The organism is Companilactobacillus pabuli (genome assembly GCF_014058425.1).
In the GTDB taxonomy this organism is placed as follows: domain Bacteria; phylum Bacillota; class Bacilli; order Lactobacillales; family Lactobacillaceae; genus Companilactobacillus; species Companilactobacillus pabuli.
The window spans coordinates 50,934-68,347 of sequence record NZ_CP049366.1; the positions used below are offsets into that span (position 1 = coordinate 50,934).

Below are 17,414 nucleotides of genomic sequence, written 5' to 3' on the forward strand. Positions count from 1 at the left end.
AGGAGGCAGCACGATGGCAAAACGTCAAGAATTAACTGAAGATGATTTAAAGACGATGGTCTTTCAAAAAAATCCAGCTGTTACTTTTAAAAGAAAAGCTGGCATTATCACAATTGTGCGTGAGCAGAATCATCCAATTCAAAACTTCTGTCGTAAGTTGCACATGCACATTCCTGAAAAAACCTATTTAGAAATGGATGAGTACGGAAGCTTCGTATTTACGAAAATCAACGGCCATCGCAATGCCTACGAAATTGGCAAAGAATTGGCACAAAAATTTCCAGATGCCGATAAGTATCGCTATACTAGGTTGGTTTTATTCCTAAACCAAATTGAGAGTGTCGATCATTTAATAGAACGAGTATCATAATAATATAAGAATGAAAAAATTTATATTGGGGGACTTAAAAATGACAGAGCTAGATCGTATTGAATCATCAGCATGTACATCAATGATGGTAGGTAAGAAAGCTTCAATGGATGGAGCCACATATATTTCCAGAAATGAAGACCGTCTTAATGCTATTTATAGAAAGCGGATTATCGTCCAACCAGCGGTTTCAGGCCGTCACGAAACTTATGTTTCACCATATAACAAAATGACAATGCCATATCCAGAAAGTGGTTATCGTTATACTTCAACACTAGATGCTGACCAAAGTACTGGTCCTAATGAAGAAGATGGCTTTAACGAAAAAAATGTTGGCCTTAGTGCAACTGAAAGTGTTTATGCTAACGAAAAAGTTTTAGCTTTTGATCCATACGTTAAAAATGGTTTGGCTGAAGATTCACTAGCAACCTTAGTTTTGCCATACATTGACTCAGCTCGTGATGGCGTTAAATATTTAGGTAAATTAGTTGCTAAATATGGTTCAGCTGAAGGTAATGGATTGCAATTTATTGATAAAGACGAAGTTTGGTATATGGAAGTTGTTACTGGACATCAATGGGTAGCTGTGAGAATTCCTGATGACTGTTATGCTGTAGCCGCTAATCAAGTTGCTATTCAAGACATCGACTTCAATGATCCAGACAACTATATGTGGGCTGACGGTATTCAAGAATTCGTTGAAGAACACGGACTAAACCCAGATTTTGACCGTTGGGACTTCAGACACATCTTTGGTACAAATACGGAACAAGATCATCACTACAACACACCACGTGTATGGTTTGCACAACGCTATTTGAATCCATCTGATGATACACAAGATCCCGAATCACCAGAACTTCCTTTCATTAGAAAAGCTGAAAAGAAGATTGCTGTAGAAGACATTCAATACATCTTGAAATCACATTACAATGAAACAAAATACGACCCACTAGGGAATGGTACTGAACATGAGAGAAGAACATACCGTGCTATTTCATTGTCACGTACAGCTAATTCCCACATTCTTCAAATGAGAGATTCAGACAAGAATGGTGCAGCTGGTGTTGAATGGACTGGATTCGGTGTACCTAGTTTCTGTCCACAAGTTCCATTCTTTACTAATGCTAATGATATTGACGAATCGTATAGCTACACACCAGAAAAACTCGATATGAAGAGTGCTTACTGGATGTATGAAACATTGGCTATGGTCGTTGAAAGTCACTACAGCGAATTTACTGAACCCAACCTCGATTATCAAAAGAAATTATCAGAATGGGCTAGAAGAAAAATTGCCGAAGTAGACAAGAAGGCCGTTACAATGTCAGGTGATGCTTTGACAGATTACTTAACAGAACAAAATCACGAAATTGTCAAACACTACAATGACGAAACAAAGGCTCATATTGCTGACTTAATTACTAAAGGTACAGAGCTAAGCAAATTAACATTTAAGATGGATCCAAATCTTTAAAAAAGTCAAGAATAACGGCAAATACTCCCTAAGATTCGGGGGTGTTTGCCGTTATTTTGCTAAATAGATAAAAATATTAATGAATTTACCAACCAATAATTGTAAACTTTAATTAACGAAAAATAGGGGTAAATCATCATGAAAGACGTACGTTTTAAAAGTGTTTTTGATATTATCGGACCAGTAATGGTAGGGCCAAGTAGTTCTCATACTGCTGGTGCCGCTCGAATTGGAAAAGTGGTCCATGATATCTTCGGTGAAAAGCCAGATAAGATTACGATCGACTTATATGAATCCTTTGCCAAAACTTACCGCGGTCACGGAACCGATGTAGCTATTGTTGGTGGTTTGTTAGGAATGGAACCAGATGATAGACGCTTGTCCGATTCTTTGAAAATCGCCTATGAATCGGGAATCAAGGTAGCCTTTGTGCCTAAGAGTGACAAAGTTGCTCATCCTAATACTGCCAAAATTACCCTCGTTAAGGGAGACCACGAATTATCAGTTACTGGCGTATCTATTGGTGGTGGAAATATTCAAATTTCAGAGATCAACGGATTTAAGATGTCTTTGAGCTTAGGAACTCCAACTTATATTACAGTTCATCAAGATGTAGCTGGTATGATTGCTAAAGTTACTAATGTCTTTTCCAATTTCGATATTAATATTGGAACGATGACCGTTACTCGAGCTTCTAAAGGCGAAAAAGCCATCATGATTATTGAGGTAGATGAACGTCGCGACCGAGAAGAGATTTTGGATAAATTGAAGTCATTGCCACATGTCGATAATGCAACGTATTTTGAATAGGGGATAAAAAGATGTTTTATACAATTAAAGAACTAGTTGAAAAAAGTGCTAAATACGATTCCGTTGCTGACTTGATGGTTCAAACCGAAATGGAGAATACTAACCGAAGCAAGGAATTCATCCGTTCACAAATGGAACGTAATTTGGAAGTTATGGAACAATCGATTCAAGAAGGCGTCGCTGGAGTTAAATCCGTTACTGGTTTGACTGGTGGGGATGCTAAATTGATGAACGAGTATATCGAAAAAGGCGACTTTTTAAGTGGCGAACCGATTTTGGAAGCAGTCAGAAATGCGGTTGCTGTCAATGAGGTCAATGCCAAAATGGGTCTGATCTGTGCCACACCAACAGCCGGAAGTGCCGGAGTTTTAGCCGGAGTTTTAGTTGCTGTTAGAGACAGATTGAAAATGACTAGAGATCAACAAGTCGACTTCTTGTTTACTGCCGGAGCTTTTGGTTTAGTAATTGCTAATAATTCATCGATTGCTGGAGCTGAAGGTGGTTGCCAGGCAGAAGTTGGATCAGCCGCAGCGATGGCTTCAGCAGCCTTAGTTTGTGCTAAAGGTGGTAGTGCTCAACAAGCAGCCGAAGCAATTTCAATTACTTTGCAAAATATGATGGGATTAGTCTGTGATCCTGTAGCTGGGCTAGTTGAAGTCCCTTGTGTTAAAAGAAATGCCCTCGGTTCTTCACAAGCGATGATTTCTGCAGATATGGCTCTAGCCGGCATTAAGAGTGTTATTCCAGTTGACGAGGTCGTTGAAGCGATGCACAAAGTTGGTCAACAAATGCCATCTATCTTCAAGGAGACAGCTGAAGGTGGCTTAGCTACTACACCAACTGCCTTGAAGTTGAAAAAGGAAATATTTGGTGATTAATTGAAGGGTGGATTAAAAATGAAACAACATAAACATGCGGCCTGTACCTCAATTATGGTCGGTAAAAAAGCAGCTCAAGACGGCTCTAATTTTATAGCTAGAAATGAAGATAATTACGTTGCTAATTGGCCTAAGAGATTTTTCGTTCAACCAGCAGTTGAAAATCGCCATGAGACTTACGTTTCTCCATACAATAAATTGACTGTTGAATTGCCTGAAAAAGCTTATCGTTATACGAGTTCACCTGATGCTAATCAAGATGAAGGCTGGTATGAAGAAGATGGTATCAACGAGAAAAACGTTGGGATGAGTGCCACCGAGAGTGTTTTTGCTAATGAATTGGTTTTAGCTTATGATCCTTTGATTCCTGAGGGAGTGGCTGAAGATTCAATGACGACACTAGTTTTGCCATACATTGATTCCGCTCGCCAAGGAGTCGAGTATTTAGGTAATTTAATTGAAAAATATGGCTCAGCTGAAGGTAACGGCGTGCAATTCTTTGATCAAAATGAAATTTGGTATGTTGAATTAGCAACCGGTCATCATTGGGTAGCGATTAGGATCCCTGACGATAGTTATGCCGTAGCCGCTAATCAAATTGGAATTGAAGAAATCGACTTTAATGATCCTGATAATTTCATGTGGTCTAAAGGAATTCAAGAGTTCGTAGCTGATAATAATTTGAATCCTGATTTTGAAGGCTTTAATTTTAGACATATCTTTGGAACTGATACGAAACAAGATCGTCATTACAACACGCCGCGAGTTTGGTACGGGCAAAAAATGCTCAATCCATCGATTGAACAAGATCCAGAATCTTCAAATTTGCCATTTTTGAGAAAACCAGAAAAGAAGATTTCGGTTGAAGATATTCAAGCAGTTTTGGCATCGCATTATGATGAAACTGAATTCGATCCAATGAGTACGGGCAAAAATAGTAAAAAGTATCGTGCCATTTCTTTATCTAGAACAGCAAATTCTCATATTCTACAATTGCCAAAAACATCAAAAACTAATGTCGGCGGTATCGAATGGAAAGCTTTGGGAATTCCAAGTTTCAGTCCATACGTACCATTCTTCACTAATGCTAATGATATTGATGAAACTTACAGCTACGTGCCCGAGAAATTAGATATGAAGAGCGCTTACTGGATGTATGAAACATTGGCCATGATAGTAGAAAGTCATTATACAGAGTTTGTAGAGCCTAATCTGGACTATCAAAAGAAATTAGCACAATGGGCTAGAAGAAAAATCTCCGAAGTTGAAGCAACCGCTGCTTCTAAATCAGGCGAAGAGTTGACTAATTTCTTAACGGAACAAAATCACTTGATAGCTGAGCACTTTAATGAAACTACAAAGGAACATATTGCTGATTTGATTACTAAAGGAACTGAATTGAGTAAGTTGACTTTTAAGATGGATCCAAATCTTTAATATTTTAATTGGTGTTAAGCTGTCGTCGTCCGTTCGGTCCTGAAAAACGCTGGAGAATGTCGACACAACTTGAAACCAATCCCAAAATCGGGGATTGTTTCCAAGATTGGTCTTGTCCTAAGCGATGAATCGCTAAGGACAATTTGGCGGCTGAGCATTTTTCAGGACCTCTCTCCCGACTAGATAGTGGTTTCTATCTTTATACAAGTTGCTTCAGAAAATTAATAGAAGATATTATTAGAATTGCAGTATATTGCTGCATTCTTAGTAATATCTTCTTTTTTATTGATGAAAAGTAATAGAAATGTTATTCAGAAAGTATGTGTCCAACTCTATCTAAATAGAAATTGGACTCTAGTCGGTAGCAAAAATCCTGTGGCGGCTCAATAGCCAAATTATTCTTAGCAACTTGTTGCTTAGAATAAGACCGAGTTTTGAGATTTTGCGCACTTGATTTATGCAAAAGCTCAAAATCGCGTCGGCTATGTTCCAGCCAGCCACAGGATTTTTGCGGACGACGGCATATTTCTTATAGAAATTTTTTGCATAACTTATTAATATAACACAAATAAAACGCTTTCTCACTAAAAATCTACTATATCATGAGCTTTTTTTACCCAAAGTGACAAAATTCAGTCTATAATAGAAATTGGGAGTTCCCTGATTGGGAATCAAAAATCAATGAAAGGTAGCGAAGGCATGCAGGTATATAAAAATTCACAAGAATTGATAGACCAGATTAGAGAGAGTTATCACAAGTTCATTGATGAATACGAGGGTATAAGTGACGATGTGGCCGATGAAAGAATTGAGCAAGTGGATAAAACTCCACGTGAAATGCTCTCTTATCAACTTGGCTGGATCAACATGATTTTATCTTGGGAGAAGGCTGAAGCCAGTGGTGAAAATATCACGACACCAACTCCTGGATATAAGTGGGATCAAATGCGTCAGTTATACCATGATTTTAATATCAAATACGGTTCAAACGGTTTGGAAAATGAGGAAGAGGAATTGAGTAGCGTGGTCGATGAATTAGTTTCATGGATCGAGAACATGTCTCATGACGAACTTTTCAAACCAGGAGAACGTAAATGGGCTACTACTAAAGCAATGTGGCCAGTTGCAAAGTGGATTAGAATCAACGCCGTTTCACCATTCAACAATTACAGTAGACAAGTGAGAAAATGGAAGAACTTTAATTTAAGAAAAAAGAATCCTGTTAACTCATAAAAAAATAACCTTTTGATTGTCGTAAAAAAACAGTCAAAAGGTTATTTTTATTTAGCTGGTAAACCAAAATCGATTAGGAAGTAACCGATTGTACCAATAATCAACAACATAGCGAAATTAATGATCGTGAAGTACATGAGATATTTACCAGGATTTTTCTTGAAGAAAAACCTATATTGTTTAAAGGCCAATAAGTTAGCTAGTGAACCAACGACAGTTCCTAAACCACCAATATTCGTACCTAAGAAAATAGCATGAACATATTTGGAGAATTTAGAAACCAAAATAGTAGTTGGAACATTACTAATAAATTGACTAGTTATAATCGATGTTAAGTATGTACTAGTTCTTGTTTGCAAAAATTGATGTAGATTGTTAACAATTGCTGGCTCACGGTTAATATTACCAACGGCAATAAAGAAACACATGAAAATTAATACAATTGAATAATCAACGGATGCTAGAATATGCGGATTGATGAAAATTACTAATAGTAAAGCCGCAATCAATGATCCCCACATTGGGATAACGGAAAAGATTCCCAAAAATATTACTATTGTTACTGCAACTGTTAAAGATAAACTTGGAATGTTTAATTCAACAGCAGGCAATTCTGTTAACTCAATTGGATCTTTTGGAAAAAAACGAGTTGTTAGAAAAATTGCTATAAAAGTAATAATTGTTATTGGAGCCGACATAATAAAGAATTGTTTGATACCCAAATTAAAATGTGTCAACAAGAATAAATTGTGAGTATTACCAAATGGTGTAAACATACTTCCCAAATTGGCAGCCATCGCAATAATAATGACTGGAAAAATTGGATTAACTTTTATATGCTTAGATAACTGGTAAAATAAAGGAACCAAAGTTAAAATTGTAACATCGTTTGTTAAGAACATAGCTCCGAAAAATGCTAGAGAAGCTAACATAAATATCATCTGTCGCGTCGTTTTGGCTTTGTGTGTCATATACGCCGCGTAATATTTTAGAAAATCCAAATAATCATAGATTTGGATTATAATCATCATAGATAGTAGTGATGCAAGTGTCTTCCAATTGATGTCCATCATTTGTGGTGGACTGATGAAGATAGATGTTAAAATAGCTGCTGCCCCGGCTATCCACAACACTCTATCTGAAAATACACGTTTTAATACGGCCATTTACGTTTCCCCTACAAAAAAGAAGTACCTTATCTAGTATAAAGATAAAAGTACTGTTAAAAAAGATAATTATATAAAAAATACCAAATTAGTTTCAGATTGTTAGATTTTTGAAAATATTTTTATATAAAAAGCATTATGTATTATAACCTAACTATATTAAATATTAATATGAGGGAGAGGAATAAATGCAAATAATTTTATCGATTTTAATGTTTATCATTGGAATTGCCATAATGACAATATCTTTCAAAGCAAAAAAGAACCGGTATATTACCTTACCTTGGCGATTGGTGTGGCAATTTTCTTTGCTGCAATTTTCGTTATCTTTCCAAAATAATTAATGCCAAATAAAATGGAAATTGTTATAATCGACCTATCAAATAGGGGGGATTTCTATGATTTTGAAACGTACATCTCTTTTGGTCCTTGTCTCAATGATCGTTAGTGTGATTGAGATGACCGTTGATCCTGGATTCTTCTTTGGAAGAATTTCCTTAGCTTTTTCAGGATTATTGATGCTTTTTTTAGCATTACTATTTGTAAGGAACTTATGGCGATTTAGTTCTAAAACCAAATAATAAAACCGCAAAAATGGGAGAGGTTAGTCTATATGACCAACTTCTCCCATTTTTTTATCTAATTATTTATTAGTATTCTCCGTCAGCAATCTTTTCTAGAGTTGTCTTTGAAGGGATGAAGAATAAATTACCAGTGATTGGGGTACTGAAATCAAGCAAACGATCACTCTTAGTAAACATATTCGTTAACATCCGATTAGTTACCGCAAAGTCTTTTGAATAACCAATGAAATAAGTTCCGGTGATGTCTTTGGCAGGATCAGAGAAAGGCACATTCATTCTGACAATTTTATGTTCGACTCCGCCTTCTTCATCCTTAGAAGCTACATTATGAGCATTAGGTAATTTTTCATCATCAGCTAATTCACGATCAGAGAATTTGTGACGTCCGATAGCTTTTTCTTGGTCTTCAGTTTTGAGACTCTTCCAAGCTTCCATATTGTGAATATATTTTTGGGCAAAAGCATATGAACCGTTGTTAAATTCAGGATCATCATCGATTAAGGTGTAATCCATTGATTCAACACCAGCAGGGTTTTCTGTTCCATCAATAAAACCGATAATTGCCCGGCCTTCGATGTATCTAAAACCATGAGTTTCGTCTTCTACTGAAGTGATAGGACGTAAAATACCCATAAATTGATCCATTAATTCGTAGCAAACTGCCATTTTTTTAGAACGAACGTGGATAAAAATATCACCAGGTGTTGAAACAGCAGTGTATTTAGGACCTTTGATTTCTTTAAAATTCTCTAATTCTTTTGGCTTTGGAGCGTTTGGGAAAAGATAGTCCCAAGCATCTGATCCAAATCCCCAAGCAATGTGAGCTTGAGCTTCTGGGTCACGAATTCTCATACTATTAATAATTGAATTGGACATATCAGAAAATTCTGCAATGGCATCCTTTTCGGCTTTCAAATCTTTGTGATTAAGCATCAAGGTTGTAAAAATAACACTTTCACCGGCATCTTTATACACATCTTGAGCTTTTTTAATATCGACTGTCATGAACCTACCTCCGGAATATTTGTTTATACACACATACTTTATCATATCCTTGCTAAAAGAGTTGTATTTAAAAACCGCAAAATAAAATTCTTGATAATGTCTTTAATTAAGAGAATAATTAATTTAATAATGAATTTTGATAATTCCCGAAAGGAAGTACAGATATATGTGTACAAGTCTTAGCTTAGGGGCTTTAGATGGCTCAAAATTTTTAGCTAGAACAATGGATTTTGCTTTTGAATTGAATGGCAGACCAACATTTTTACCTCAAGAATATAAATGGATTTCTTCTTATGATAAGAAAACTTATACAACCGACTACGCCATTATGGGAACTGGTGCTAAATACGGTAATAATTACATGGTAGCTGATGGTTTTAACGAATACGGTTTATCAGCTGCAGAATTGTATTTTGCTAATGCTGCCAAATATGATACAGAACCAACTGACGGAGCAATTAATTTAGTTGCTGAGGAATTTATCCTTTGGGCTTTAGGTAACAATAAATCAATCGAAGATTTGAAAGAAAATATCAAACAAGTTCACTTGATTGAATCAAATGCCGGAGTAATGGGTCAAAATCAACCATTGCACTTCATTTTCAGTGATGCAACTGGCGCAACTTACATTCTTGAACCAGAGGGTAACGGTTTAGTACTTCAAGAGGATAAAGTTGGTGTAATGACTAACACTCCTGATTACAATTGGCACAAGACTAATTTGGCTAATTATTTAGGCGCTCAAACAACTAACTTTGGTGCTAAAAAATTCGGTGATGAAGAGGTTATTCCTTTAGGTCAAAATGGTACTTTCAGACTACCTGGTGGTTATACTGCCGTTGACCGTTTTGTAAGAACTGCTTTTATTCGCAATGCTTCTGAAACACCTAAAGATAATAAGCAAGCTGTTAATACGATTTTGCATATGCTTGATAGTGTAACAATTCCTCGTGGCGTTAACATCAAGAACAATGGTGAATCCAGTTATACTCAATACCAAACAGTTTTGGATTTGACTAATAAGATTATGTATTTCGTTCCTTATGGCAATCGTAAAGTTTATGCTACTAAGATGACTGACGATTTGATTAAGAATCAAAAAGAACCAAAAGAGTTCGAAGTAGCTCTTGATCAAGAATTTGAAGCATTGAACTAAAAAAACATCTATAAGCAAAATCCGTTGTGGATTGCGTTTATAGATGTTTTTTTATTCTGTAAAAGGATTATTCTTCAAAACTGAAGTGTAGAAATTAATTTCATTTACAGCCTCATTCAATCGTTTAGCAAAGTGGTCGCTGTTTTTAACGTCTAATAAAGTTCCATCTTCAGTGAAATTGTCATCAGCATTCCACAATAAGACTGGCGTTGGCAAAACAATCATTTTCAGCATTTGAAGTATTGGCACGATTGACTGAGCGGCCAAGATACCACCGTCGCTGAAGTGTGAATAAGCAATTGTCAAAACAGGTTTGCGATTAACTTCTGGTCCCACTAAATCGAAGGCATTTTTCAAAGCTCCAGTAATGGCGCGGTCGTATTCCGGTGTCAAAATCAAATATCCATCTTGTTGACTCAATTGTTCCAGCCAACTGTTTTCGACACTATTTAAATCATGAATGTGATTTTCCAAAGGAGTTTCTTCGTGATCGTAAAGTGGCAAAGGGTAGTCACTAAGTTTTATCCAATTGTATTCAACATCAGCATTACTCTGCACTGTATTTTGTAAATATTTAAAAATCTTATCGCCAAGCGAATTGTGGCGCGTTGTTCCTAAAATGATTCCAATTTTTATTCCCATAATATATACCTCACATACACAAAGGTTATATCTTGAGATGATGATAATGCAAGTGATTACTTTAAGTTAGTAGTAGACTGTCGTCCTCCATAGCAAAGCAAATTTGGCTGGAACAATGTGGGCACGACTTGGAGCCTTTGCTAAGACCAGAACCGGGCAAAGTCTTCAAGCTCGGCCTTATTCTAAGCAATAAATTGCTAAGAATAATTTCACATTTGAGCCAATTTACTTTGCTATTCCGGACTGGATAGTGGTTTTATTTTCTGTTTCCCAATTACTTGGAATATAAAAATAAAGAATGCTATCTAGTCGGGAGTGGCAGCTTTGTGGATGCTCAGTACTGAAATTTCACTTAGCAATTTATTGCTTAGTGAAAGGCCAATCTTGAAGATGATTCCCGGTTCTGGAATTAGCTTCAAGTTGTGCCCCAGTACGTTCCAGCATCCACAAAGCAGAACGGAAGACGGCAAATTAAACTGACTCAAATAAATCAAGAACCAATATTTTTTTGGTATGTAAGTTCAATACGTTATAAGATATACTTAGAAAGAAAAATAATCACCATGTTTATAATTGGTGCGACCCAATTTATGAAATGAGGAAAAGTTATGGCTGATTTAGTTTATCAAAAAATTATTACATCTTTAAAAAAGGCAATTGATGCAGGCGAATTTTCAGATATGCGTTTACCTGACGAAAGATCTTTAGCTGAAAGTTACAAAGTTAGTCGAAGTTCAATCAAACGTGCTTTAGGATTGATGGCTGATCAAGGAATTATCTTTAAGAAACGTGGATCCGGGACTTTTGTTAATCCTTTGTATCTGAAGCAAGGTTCATCGTTTAACTATAGTGGTAAAAATCTAGGTATCACTGATAGTTTCAATGCCAATGGTCAAAAGCCGGGCGTAAAAGTATTGCAATTTGATGTGGTTCATCCGGATAAAGATCTACAGGATAATTTGTTTTTAAAACCTAGTGAATTCGTATATGCCTTCAAGCGTTTGCGTTCATTGGACGATGTGCCATTCATGATTGAAACGGGATACATTCCTATCAAATTGGCACCGGAATTGTCAGAGCAAATTGCTTCTGAATCTATCTTTAATTATGTAGAATCTGAATTAGGCAAAGAAGTTAACAAGACTTATTTGAATATTTCGGCCGAACCTTCAGATGCTGAGGGTAAAGAGTTGTTGAATTTAGCTGATAATGAACCCGTTGGCTTGATGGAAGGAATCTTCTTCTTAGACGATGGAACTCCTTTTGAATTCTCAACAATGAAACTACATTATAAATATTTCAAATACGATTCTTTCGTTGATTTAGCCAATAAGTAAGAGTTTACAAATATTGGAACGCACCAATTTCCGAAATGGTTGACTTTTATTGTAGTTCTCGCTATCATTACAATTGTAAATACATAAGGAGTGTGTGCTGGAATGACAGATTACTCATCAAAAGAATACTTAAATTTAATCGATAAATACTGGCGAGCAGCAAACTACGTTTCTGTTGGTCAATTATATTTAAAAGATAATCCATTATTAAGACGTGAATTAAAAGCTAGTGATGTCAAGGTTCATCCAATCGGACACTGGGGAACAATCGCTGGACAAAACTTTATTTACGCTCATTTGAATCGTGTCATTAACAAATATGGTTTGAAGATGTTCTACATTGAAGGCCCCGGTCATGGTGGGCAAGTAATGGTTTCTAATTCTTACCTTGATGGTAGTTATACAGAAATCTATCCAGAAATTACCCAAGATACTAAGGGTATGCAAAAACTCTTTAAACAATTTTCATTCCCTGGTGGTGTGGCTTCTCATGCTGCTCCAGAAACACCAGGTTCAATGCATGAAGGTGGAGAATTAGGTTATTCTCTATCACACGGTGTCGGTGCTATTCTCGATAACCCTGACGAAATTGCTGCTGTAGTTATCGGTGATGGTGAATCTGAAACTGGTCCTTTGGCTGCTTCATGGTTCTCAAATACTTTCATTAATCCCGTTAATGACGGTGCTGTTTTACCAATTTTAAATCTAAACGGCTTTAAGATCTCTAACCCTACAATTTTGTCACGTAAGAGTGATGAAGATTTGACTAAGTACTTTGAAGGTATGGGTTGGGATCCAATGTTCGTTGAAGGCACAGACCCTCAAAAGATGCATCCTGAAATGGCTAAAGTTATGGATGAAGCTATTGAAAAAATCAAATCCATTCAAACCGAAGCTAGAAAGCATCCAGCATCAGAAGCTAAAATGCCTAAGTGGCCAGTAATTATCTTCCGTGCTCCTAAGGGCTGGACTGGTCCTAAGACTTGGGATGGTGAACCAATTGAAGGCTCATTTAGAGCTCACCAAATTCCAATTCCTGTTGATCAAAATGATATGCAACACGCTGATAAATTAGTTGAATGGCTAGAGTCTTATAAACCAGATGAACTATTTGATGAAAATGGTAAATTGGATAGTGATATTGCTGCTATTATCCCTAAGGGACAAGCAAGAATGGCTATGAATCCTATTGTAAATGGTGGGGTTGATCCTAAGCCATTGAAACTTCCAGATTATAAGAATTACGCTTTGAAATTTGATAAACCAGGTACTAAAATTGCTCAAGATATGATTGAGCTAGGTAAATACCTCGGTGATGTCATTAAGAACAATGAAAAGAACTTTAGAATCTTTGGACCTGATGAAACGATGTCAAACCGTCTTTATGGCGCATTTGATGCTTCACCTCGTCAATGGATGGAACCAGTTAAAGAACCAAATGATCAATTTGAAGCTCCAGTTGGTCGTATCATCGATTCACAACTTTCAGAACACCAAGCTGAAGGATTTAACGAAGGTTATACTTTGACTGGACGTCACAGTATTTTCCCAAGTTACGAAGCTTTCTTGAGAGTTGTTGATTCAATGTTGACACAACACTTCAAGTGGTTGAGAAAAGCTAACGAATTGAGTTGGAGAAATAAGTATCCATCACTTAACGTTATTGCTACATCAACTGCTTTCCAACAAGATCACAACGGTTATACTCACCAAGATCCAGGTATCATTACTCACTTAGCTGAAAAGAAACCTGAATACATCCGTGAATATTTCCCAGCTGACACAAACTCATTGCTTGCTGTTATGCCTAAGATTTTGGATGATCAAGAAAAAATCAACTTATTGGTAACTTCAAAACAACCTAGACTTCAATTCTATTCAATTGAAGAAGGTCAAGAATTAGCTGATAAGGGTCTTAAGGTAATCGATTGGGCATCAAATGACAACGGCGACCCAGATATCGTTATCGCTGCTGCTGGTACTGAACCAAACCTTGAATCATTAGCTGCTATCAGTATTTTGAGAAAGGCTAAACCAGAACTCAAGATTAGATTCGTTAACGTTGTTGACTTGTTGAAGTTGAGATCACCAAAGGTTGATCCTCGTGGCTTGACTGATGAACAATTCAACGAAATCTTTACTGTTGATAAACCAGTATTGTTCGCATTCCATGGTTTTGAAGATATCATTAAGGAAATCTTCTTTGACCGTGACAATCACAATCTATACGTTCATGGCTACCGTGAAAATGGTGATATTACAACTCCATTCGATATGCGTGTAGTTAATCAAATGGATCGTTTCCACTTGGCAGAGGTTGCTGCTGTTGCTGTTCAAGGTGACGCTGCTAGTGACTTTGCTGACGAAATGGAAGCTAAGGTTGATAAACACAACAAGTACATTCGTGAGTATGGTGATGATTTGCCAGAAGTTAATGATTGGACTTGGGATGTTTAGATAGATAATTACTTATAGTGTGGAGTGTTAAGATGCCGTCGTCCGTTCGGCCCTGAAAAACGCTGGAGAATGTCGACACAACTTGAAACCAATCCCAAAACCGGGGATTGTTTCCAAGATTGGTCTTGTCCTAAGCGATAAATCGCTAAGGACAATTTGGCGGCTGAGCGTTTTTCAGAGCCTCGCTCCCGACTAGATAGTAATTTCTATCTTTATATAAGTAACTTCAGAAAATTAATAGAAGATATTATTAGAATTGCAGTACATTGCTGCGTTCTTAGTAATATCTTCTTTTTTATTGATGAAAAGTAATAGAACTGTTATTCAAAAAGTATGTGTCTAATTCTATTCAAATAGAAAATGGACTATAGTCGGGAGCGAAAATCCTGTGGCGGCTCAATAGCCAAATTATTCTTAGCAACTTGTTGCTTAGAATAAGACCGAGTTTTGAGATTTTGCGCACTTGGTTTATGCAAAAGCTCAAAATCGCGTCGGCTATGTTCCAGCCAGCCACAGGATTTTTGCGGACGACGGCATTCTTAGTCAAAATACATTAGAAAAATTAGAAATATGAATTAAATAATACTGTTCACAATCAATAAACAACTGTCCGCAAAGACCGCCATATCAGCATTCGTGGCATAAATAAGTTTAAAAATAATTGTCTAAGTTTAGTTTTAAGAATTCTAAGAAAAGATTTCAAAATAATTTGAACGATTTTTAAAGGCATACTGCCAGTAGTAGGAAATCTTTAATTTGTTTTAAGAGTATCTCTCGGTTTATTAGAAAAGAAATGACAGTTGTAAATAGTCGCCTAAACGCCGGTGTAAAAGGGTTGTAAAACCTTTTTTAGCATGGTATTGTCATCTATGGAAAAAAGAAAAAGACACTAAGGGGTGGATGTTATGACAACAAGAAACGTAAAATTCATGAAAGTAGCACTAATGGCGGTGGTCGCAATCTTATTGATGATGCTATTCGTTTTGCAAAGTCGATACACCATTCCAGCAGTTGCTCTAGCAGCAGTTGCATTGGCTGTCTACTCAGAAGATAGAATTTCAAAAACACATACATTCAAATTTATGGATTAATCAATCTATAAAAAATTGCCACAGATCTCAATTTGAGGTCTGTTTTTTTGTATAAAAAAAGCCTGAACTCATAATAAGTTCAGACTTTCTTAGTCTGCATAAGGTAATTTGTCATATTCAACGTCTTCGCGATTTAAAAGAACGATGTTTTCACCATTAGCTTTACGACGGTCAATATCCTCCTCACCCCAAACACAAAGTTCTTCTAGAATCTTGTTGAGTGAGTGACCATAGTCCGTTAAAGAATATTCAACCTTAGGTGGAACTTGACTGAAAACTTTACGAGCAACGATGCCGTCGTCTTCGAGTTCTCGTAATTGTTGCGTCAACATTTTTTGCGTGATATTAGGAATGGCACGGCGCAATTGACCAGTCCGCATTTTACCATGTTTTAAGTGACAGAGGATGATAGGTTTCCACTTGCCACCGATAATTCTCATAGTATTTTCAACACCAATATTGTAAACAGCTTGTTTCATGAAAAACATCCTCCGTTAAGTAAATGTTATCTTACCACCGTCAATGTTTCTTAGCAATTTTCTAAGTCTAAATCTTCAACCTTGACGTTATTTTCCATCTTGATCAATATGCCAATCAATAAAACATCGACAACAAGCATAGCCACACCTAACCAAGGAGTATTAACTAATTGACTGTGGGCAACAGCTTGTCCACCAATCGTTGAGCCTAAGGTAATTCCGACGTTAAAAGCTGAGATATTTAAGGCTGAAGCCAAAGGAACCTCATTAGGTGTGTATTTTTCAGCTAATTGGACGATATAAAGTTGTAATCCAGGCACATTCATGAAAGCAAATAGTCCTAACAACATTACTGCTAAAAGTCCTAAGAAGTGAAGATTAATAAAGAATCTCATTACGACTAAAGCAACGCCTAAGCCGACAAACATTTTGAGTAAGGCAGGTAAAGGACGTTTGTTGGCCCATTTACCACCTAAAGTATTACCAATCGCCACAGCTACTCCATAAAAAATCAAGATGACGACAATGGCATTTTGTGACCAGTTCATATTTTTGTTCAAAATGGTTGTGAGATAAGTGTAAACTGGGAAAGTTGCTCCATAACCTAAAGCTGTAATTAGTAGAATCAAGAGTAATTGTGGTTGCTTTAAAATTTTCCAAATACCTTTGACACTAGTAGGTTTAGGCAATGGTAATTCGTTCGGCACAAGGATAATATTGGTGATTAAACCAACTAATCCCAAAGCTACCAAGAAGAAAAACGATAATCTCCAACCGAGGGTATTTCCAATAAATGTCCCAATCGGAACACCGGTAATAGTAGCGACTGTTAATCCAGTAAACATAACGGCAATCGCTGAAGCACGTTTATTCGGCGCTACCACGTCGGCTGCAATCAAAGATGCAATCGTCATAAAAATCCCATGTGACAAAGCAGCAATAACACGTCCGACCAAAAGAATGGCAAAACTAGGTGCGATTGCTGCCAAAGTATTACCAATGATAAAACTAATCATGATACCAATCAGTAATTTCTTACGATCCCAACGATTAGTTAGTAAAGCTAAAATTGGAGCGCCGAACATAATTCCTGTAGCGTAAATGGAAACAGTCAGACCTCCTTGTGCAAGAGAAATGCCAAAAGTTTTCGTAAGTAAAGGCATGATTCCCACACTGATAAATTCTGTTGATCCAATGGCAAAAGCACTGATAGCTAGTGACAAAAGAATCCATGTAGATGATACTTTCTTGTTCATAATTTCTGACCCCTATAGTTAAAATTTGAGTATGTG

16 protein-coding genes are annotated in these 17,414 nt (G+C 36.6%); 11 read left to right on the forward strand and 5 right to left on the reverse strand.

The features are described from left to right. The first annotated feature begins 13 nt into the window (after positions 1-13). The 6 genes from G6534_RS00270 (at position 14) to G6534_RS00295 (ending at position 6,205) form a co-directional block, all read left to right on the forward strand. Positions 14-370: a PqqD family peptide modification chaperone gene (locus G6534_RS00270; protein ID WP_059074579.1), complete on the forward strand. Its 357-nt coding sequence runs from the start codon at positions 14-16 to the stop codon at positions 368-370. 40 nt (positions 371-410) lie between these two features. Then, the gene (locus G6534_RS00275; protein ID WP_059074580.1) at positions 411-1,847 is read left to right on the forward strand and encodes a C69 family dipeptidase; all 1,437 of its coding nucleotides are present in this window, start codon (positions 411-413) and stop codon (positions 1,845-1,847) included. Positions 1,848-1,985: 138 nt separating this feature from the next. Next, on the forward strand, positions 1,986-2,657 hold the full coding sequence (sdaAB, locus tag G6534_RS00280; protein ID WP_010021103.1) for an L-serine ammonia-lyase, iron-sulfur-dependent subunit beta: 672 nt from the start codon (positions 1,986-1,988) through the stop codon (positions 2,655-2,657). Positions 2,658-2,668: 11 nt separating this feature from the next. Next, positions 2,669-3,535 (forward strand): L-serine ammonia-lyase, iron-sulfur-dependent, subunit alpha, encoded by an 867-nt coding sequence (sdaAA, locus tag G6534_RS00285; RefSeq protein ID WP_059074581.1) that lies wholly within the window; start codon positions 2,669-2,671, stop codon positions 3,533-3,535. 18 nt (positions 3,536-3,553) lie between these two features. Then, positions 3,554-4,972: a C69 family dipeptidase gene (locus G6534_RS00290; RefSeq protein ID WP_059074582.1), complete on the forward strand. Its 1,419-nt coding sequence runs from the start codon at positions 3,554-3,556 to the stop codon at positions 4,970-4,972. 699 nt (positions 4,973-5,671) lie between these two features. Then, a complete protein-coding gene (locus tag G6534_RS00295) occupies positions 5,672-6,205 on the forward strand; it encodes a ClbS/DfsB family four-helix bundle protein (RefSeq protein ID WP_057815391.1) in 534 nt (177 codons plus the stop codon). A 47-nt stretch (positions 6,206-6,252) separates the two neighbouring features. On the opposite strand, the gene G6534_RS00300 is transcribed toward G6534_RS00295, so the two are convergent. Further along, entirely contained in the window at positions 6,253-7,371 is a 1,119-nt protein-coding gene (locus G6534_RS00300) for an SLC13 family permease (RefSeq protein ID WP_059074583.1), read from the reverse strand. Positions 7,372-7,769: 398 nt separating this feature from the next. On the opposite strand from G6534_RS00300, the gene G6534_RS00305 reads away from it, so the two are divergent. Beyond that, positions 7,770-7,952: a hypothetical protein gene (locus tag G6534_RS00305; protein ID WP_059074584.1), complete on the forward strand. Its 183-nt coding sequence runs from the start codon at positions 7,770-7,772 to the stop codon at positions 7,950-7,952. 69 nt (positions 7,953-8,021) lie between these two features. On the opposite strand, the gene G6534_RS00310 is transcribed toward G6534_RS00305, so the two are convergent. Beyond that, on the reverse strand, positions 8,022-8,960 hold the full coding sequence (locus G6534_RS00310) for a Dyp-type peroxidase (RefSeq protein ID WP_059074585.1): 939 nt from the start codon (positions 8,958-8,960) through the stop codon (positions 8,022-8,024). Between the two features lie 166 nt (positions 8,961-9,126). On the opposite strand from G6534_RS00310, the gene G6534_RS00315 reads away from it, so the two are divergent. Then, positions 9,127-10,116 carry a choloylglycine hydrolase family protein gene (locus tag G6534_RS00315; RefSeq protein ID WP_182082977.1) on the forward strand — a complete coding sequence of 330 codons (990 nt, stop codon included), beginning with the start codon at positions 9,127-9,129 and terminating at the stop codon, positions 10,114-10,116. A gap of 51 nt (positions 10,117-10,167) precedes the next feature. Here G6534_RS00315 and G6534_RS00320 read toward each other — a convergent pair whose 3' ends face one another. Next, on the reverse strand, positions 10,168-10,758 hold the full coding sequence (locus tag G6534_RS00320) for an NADPH-dependent FMN reductase (RefSeq protein ID WP_182082978.1): 591 nt from the start codon (positions 10,756-10,758) through the stop codon (positions 10,168-10,170). 608 nt (positions 10,759-11,366) lie between these two features. Between G6534_RS00320 and G6534_RS00325 the strand changes: the two genes are divergently transcribed. The 3 genes from G6534_RS00325 (at position 11,367) to G6534_RS00335 (ending at position 15,643) form a co-directional block, all read left to right on the forward strand. Beyond that, positions 11,367-12,095 (forward strand): GntR family transcriptional regulator, encoded by a 729-nt coding sequence (locus G6534_RS00325; protein ID WP_010021090.1) that lies wholly within the window; start codon positions 11,367-11,369, stop codon positions 12,093-12,095. Between the two features lie 102 nt (positions 12,096-12,197). Further along, positions 12,198-14,552: a phosphoketolase family protein gene (locus tag G6534_RS00330; RefSeq protein ID WP_059074589.1), complete on the forward strand. Its 2,355-nt coding sequence runs from the start codon at positions 12,198-12,200 to the stop codon at positions 14,550-14,552. A gap of 905 nt (positions 14,553-15,457) precedes the next feature. Next, positions 15,458-15,643, forward strand: coding sequence for a hypothetical protein (locus G6534_RS00335; RefSeq protein WP_059074590.1), 186 nt, complete (start codon positions 15,458-15,460; stop codon positions 15,641-15,643). Between the two features lie 89 nt (positions 15,644-15,732). Here the strand turns inward: G6534_RS00335 and G6534_RS00340 are convergent, their stop codons facing one another. Both G6534_RS00340 and G6534_RS00345 read right to left on the reverse strand, forming a co-directional pair. Beyond that, entirely contained in the window at positions 15,733-16,122 is a 390-nt protein-coding gene (locus G6534_RS00340; RefSeq protein ID WP_182082979.1) for a winged helix-turn-helix transcriptional regulator, read from the reverse strand. Positions 16,123-16,172: 50 nt separating this feature from the next. After that, the gene (locus G6534_RS00345) at positions 16,173-17,378 is read right to left on the reverse strand and encodes an MFS transporter (protein ID WP_059074591.1); all 1,206 of its coding nucleotides are present in this window, start codon (positions 17,376-17,378) and stop codon (positions 16,173-16,175) included. Positions 17,379-17,414: the final 36 nt, after the last annotated feature.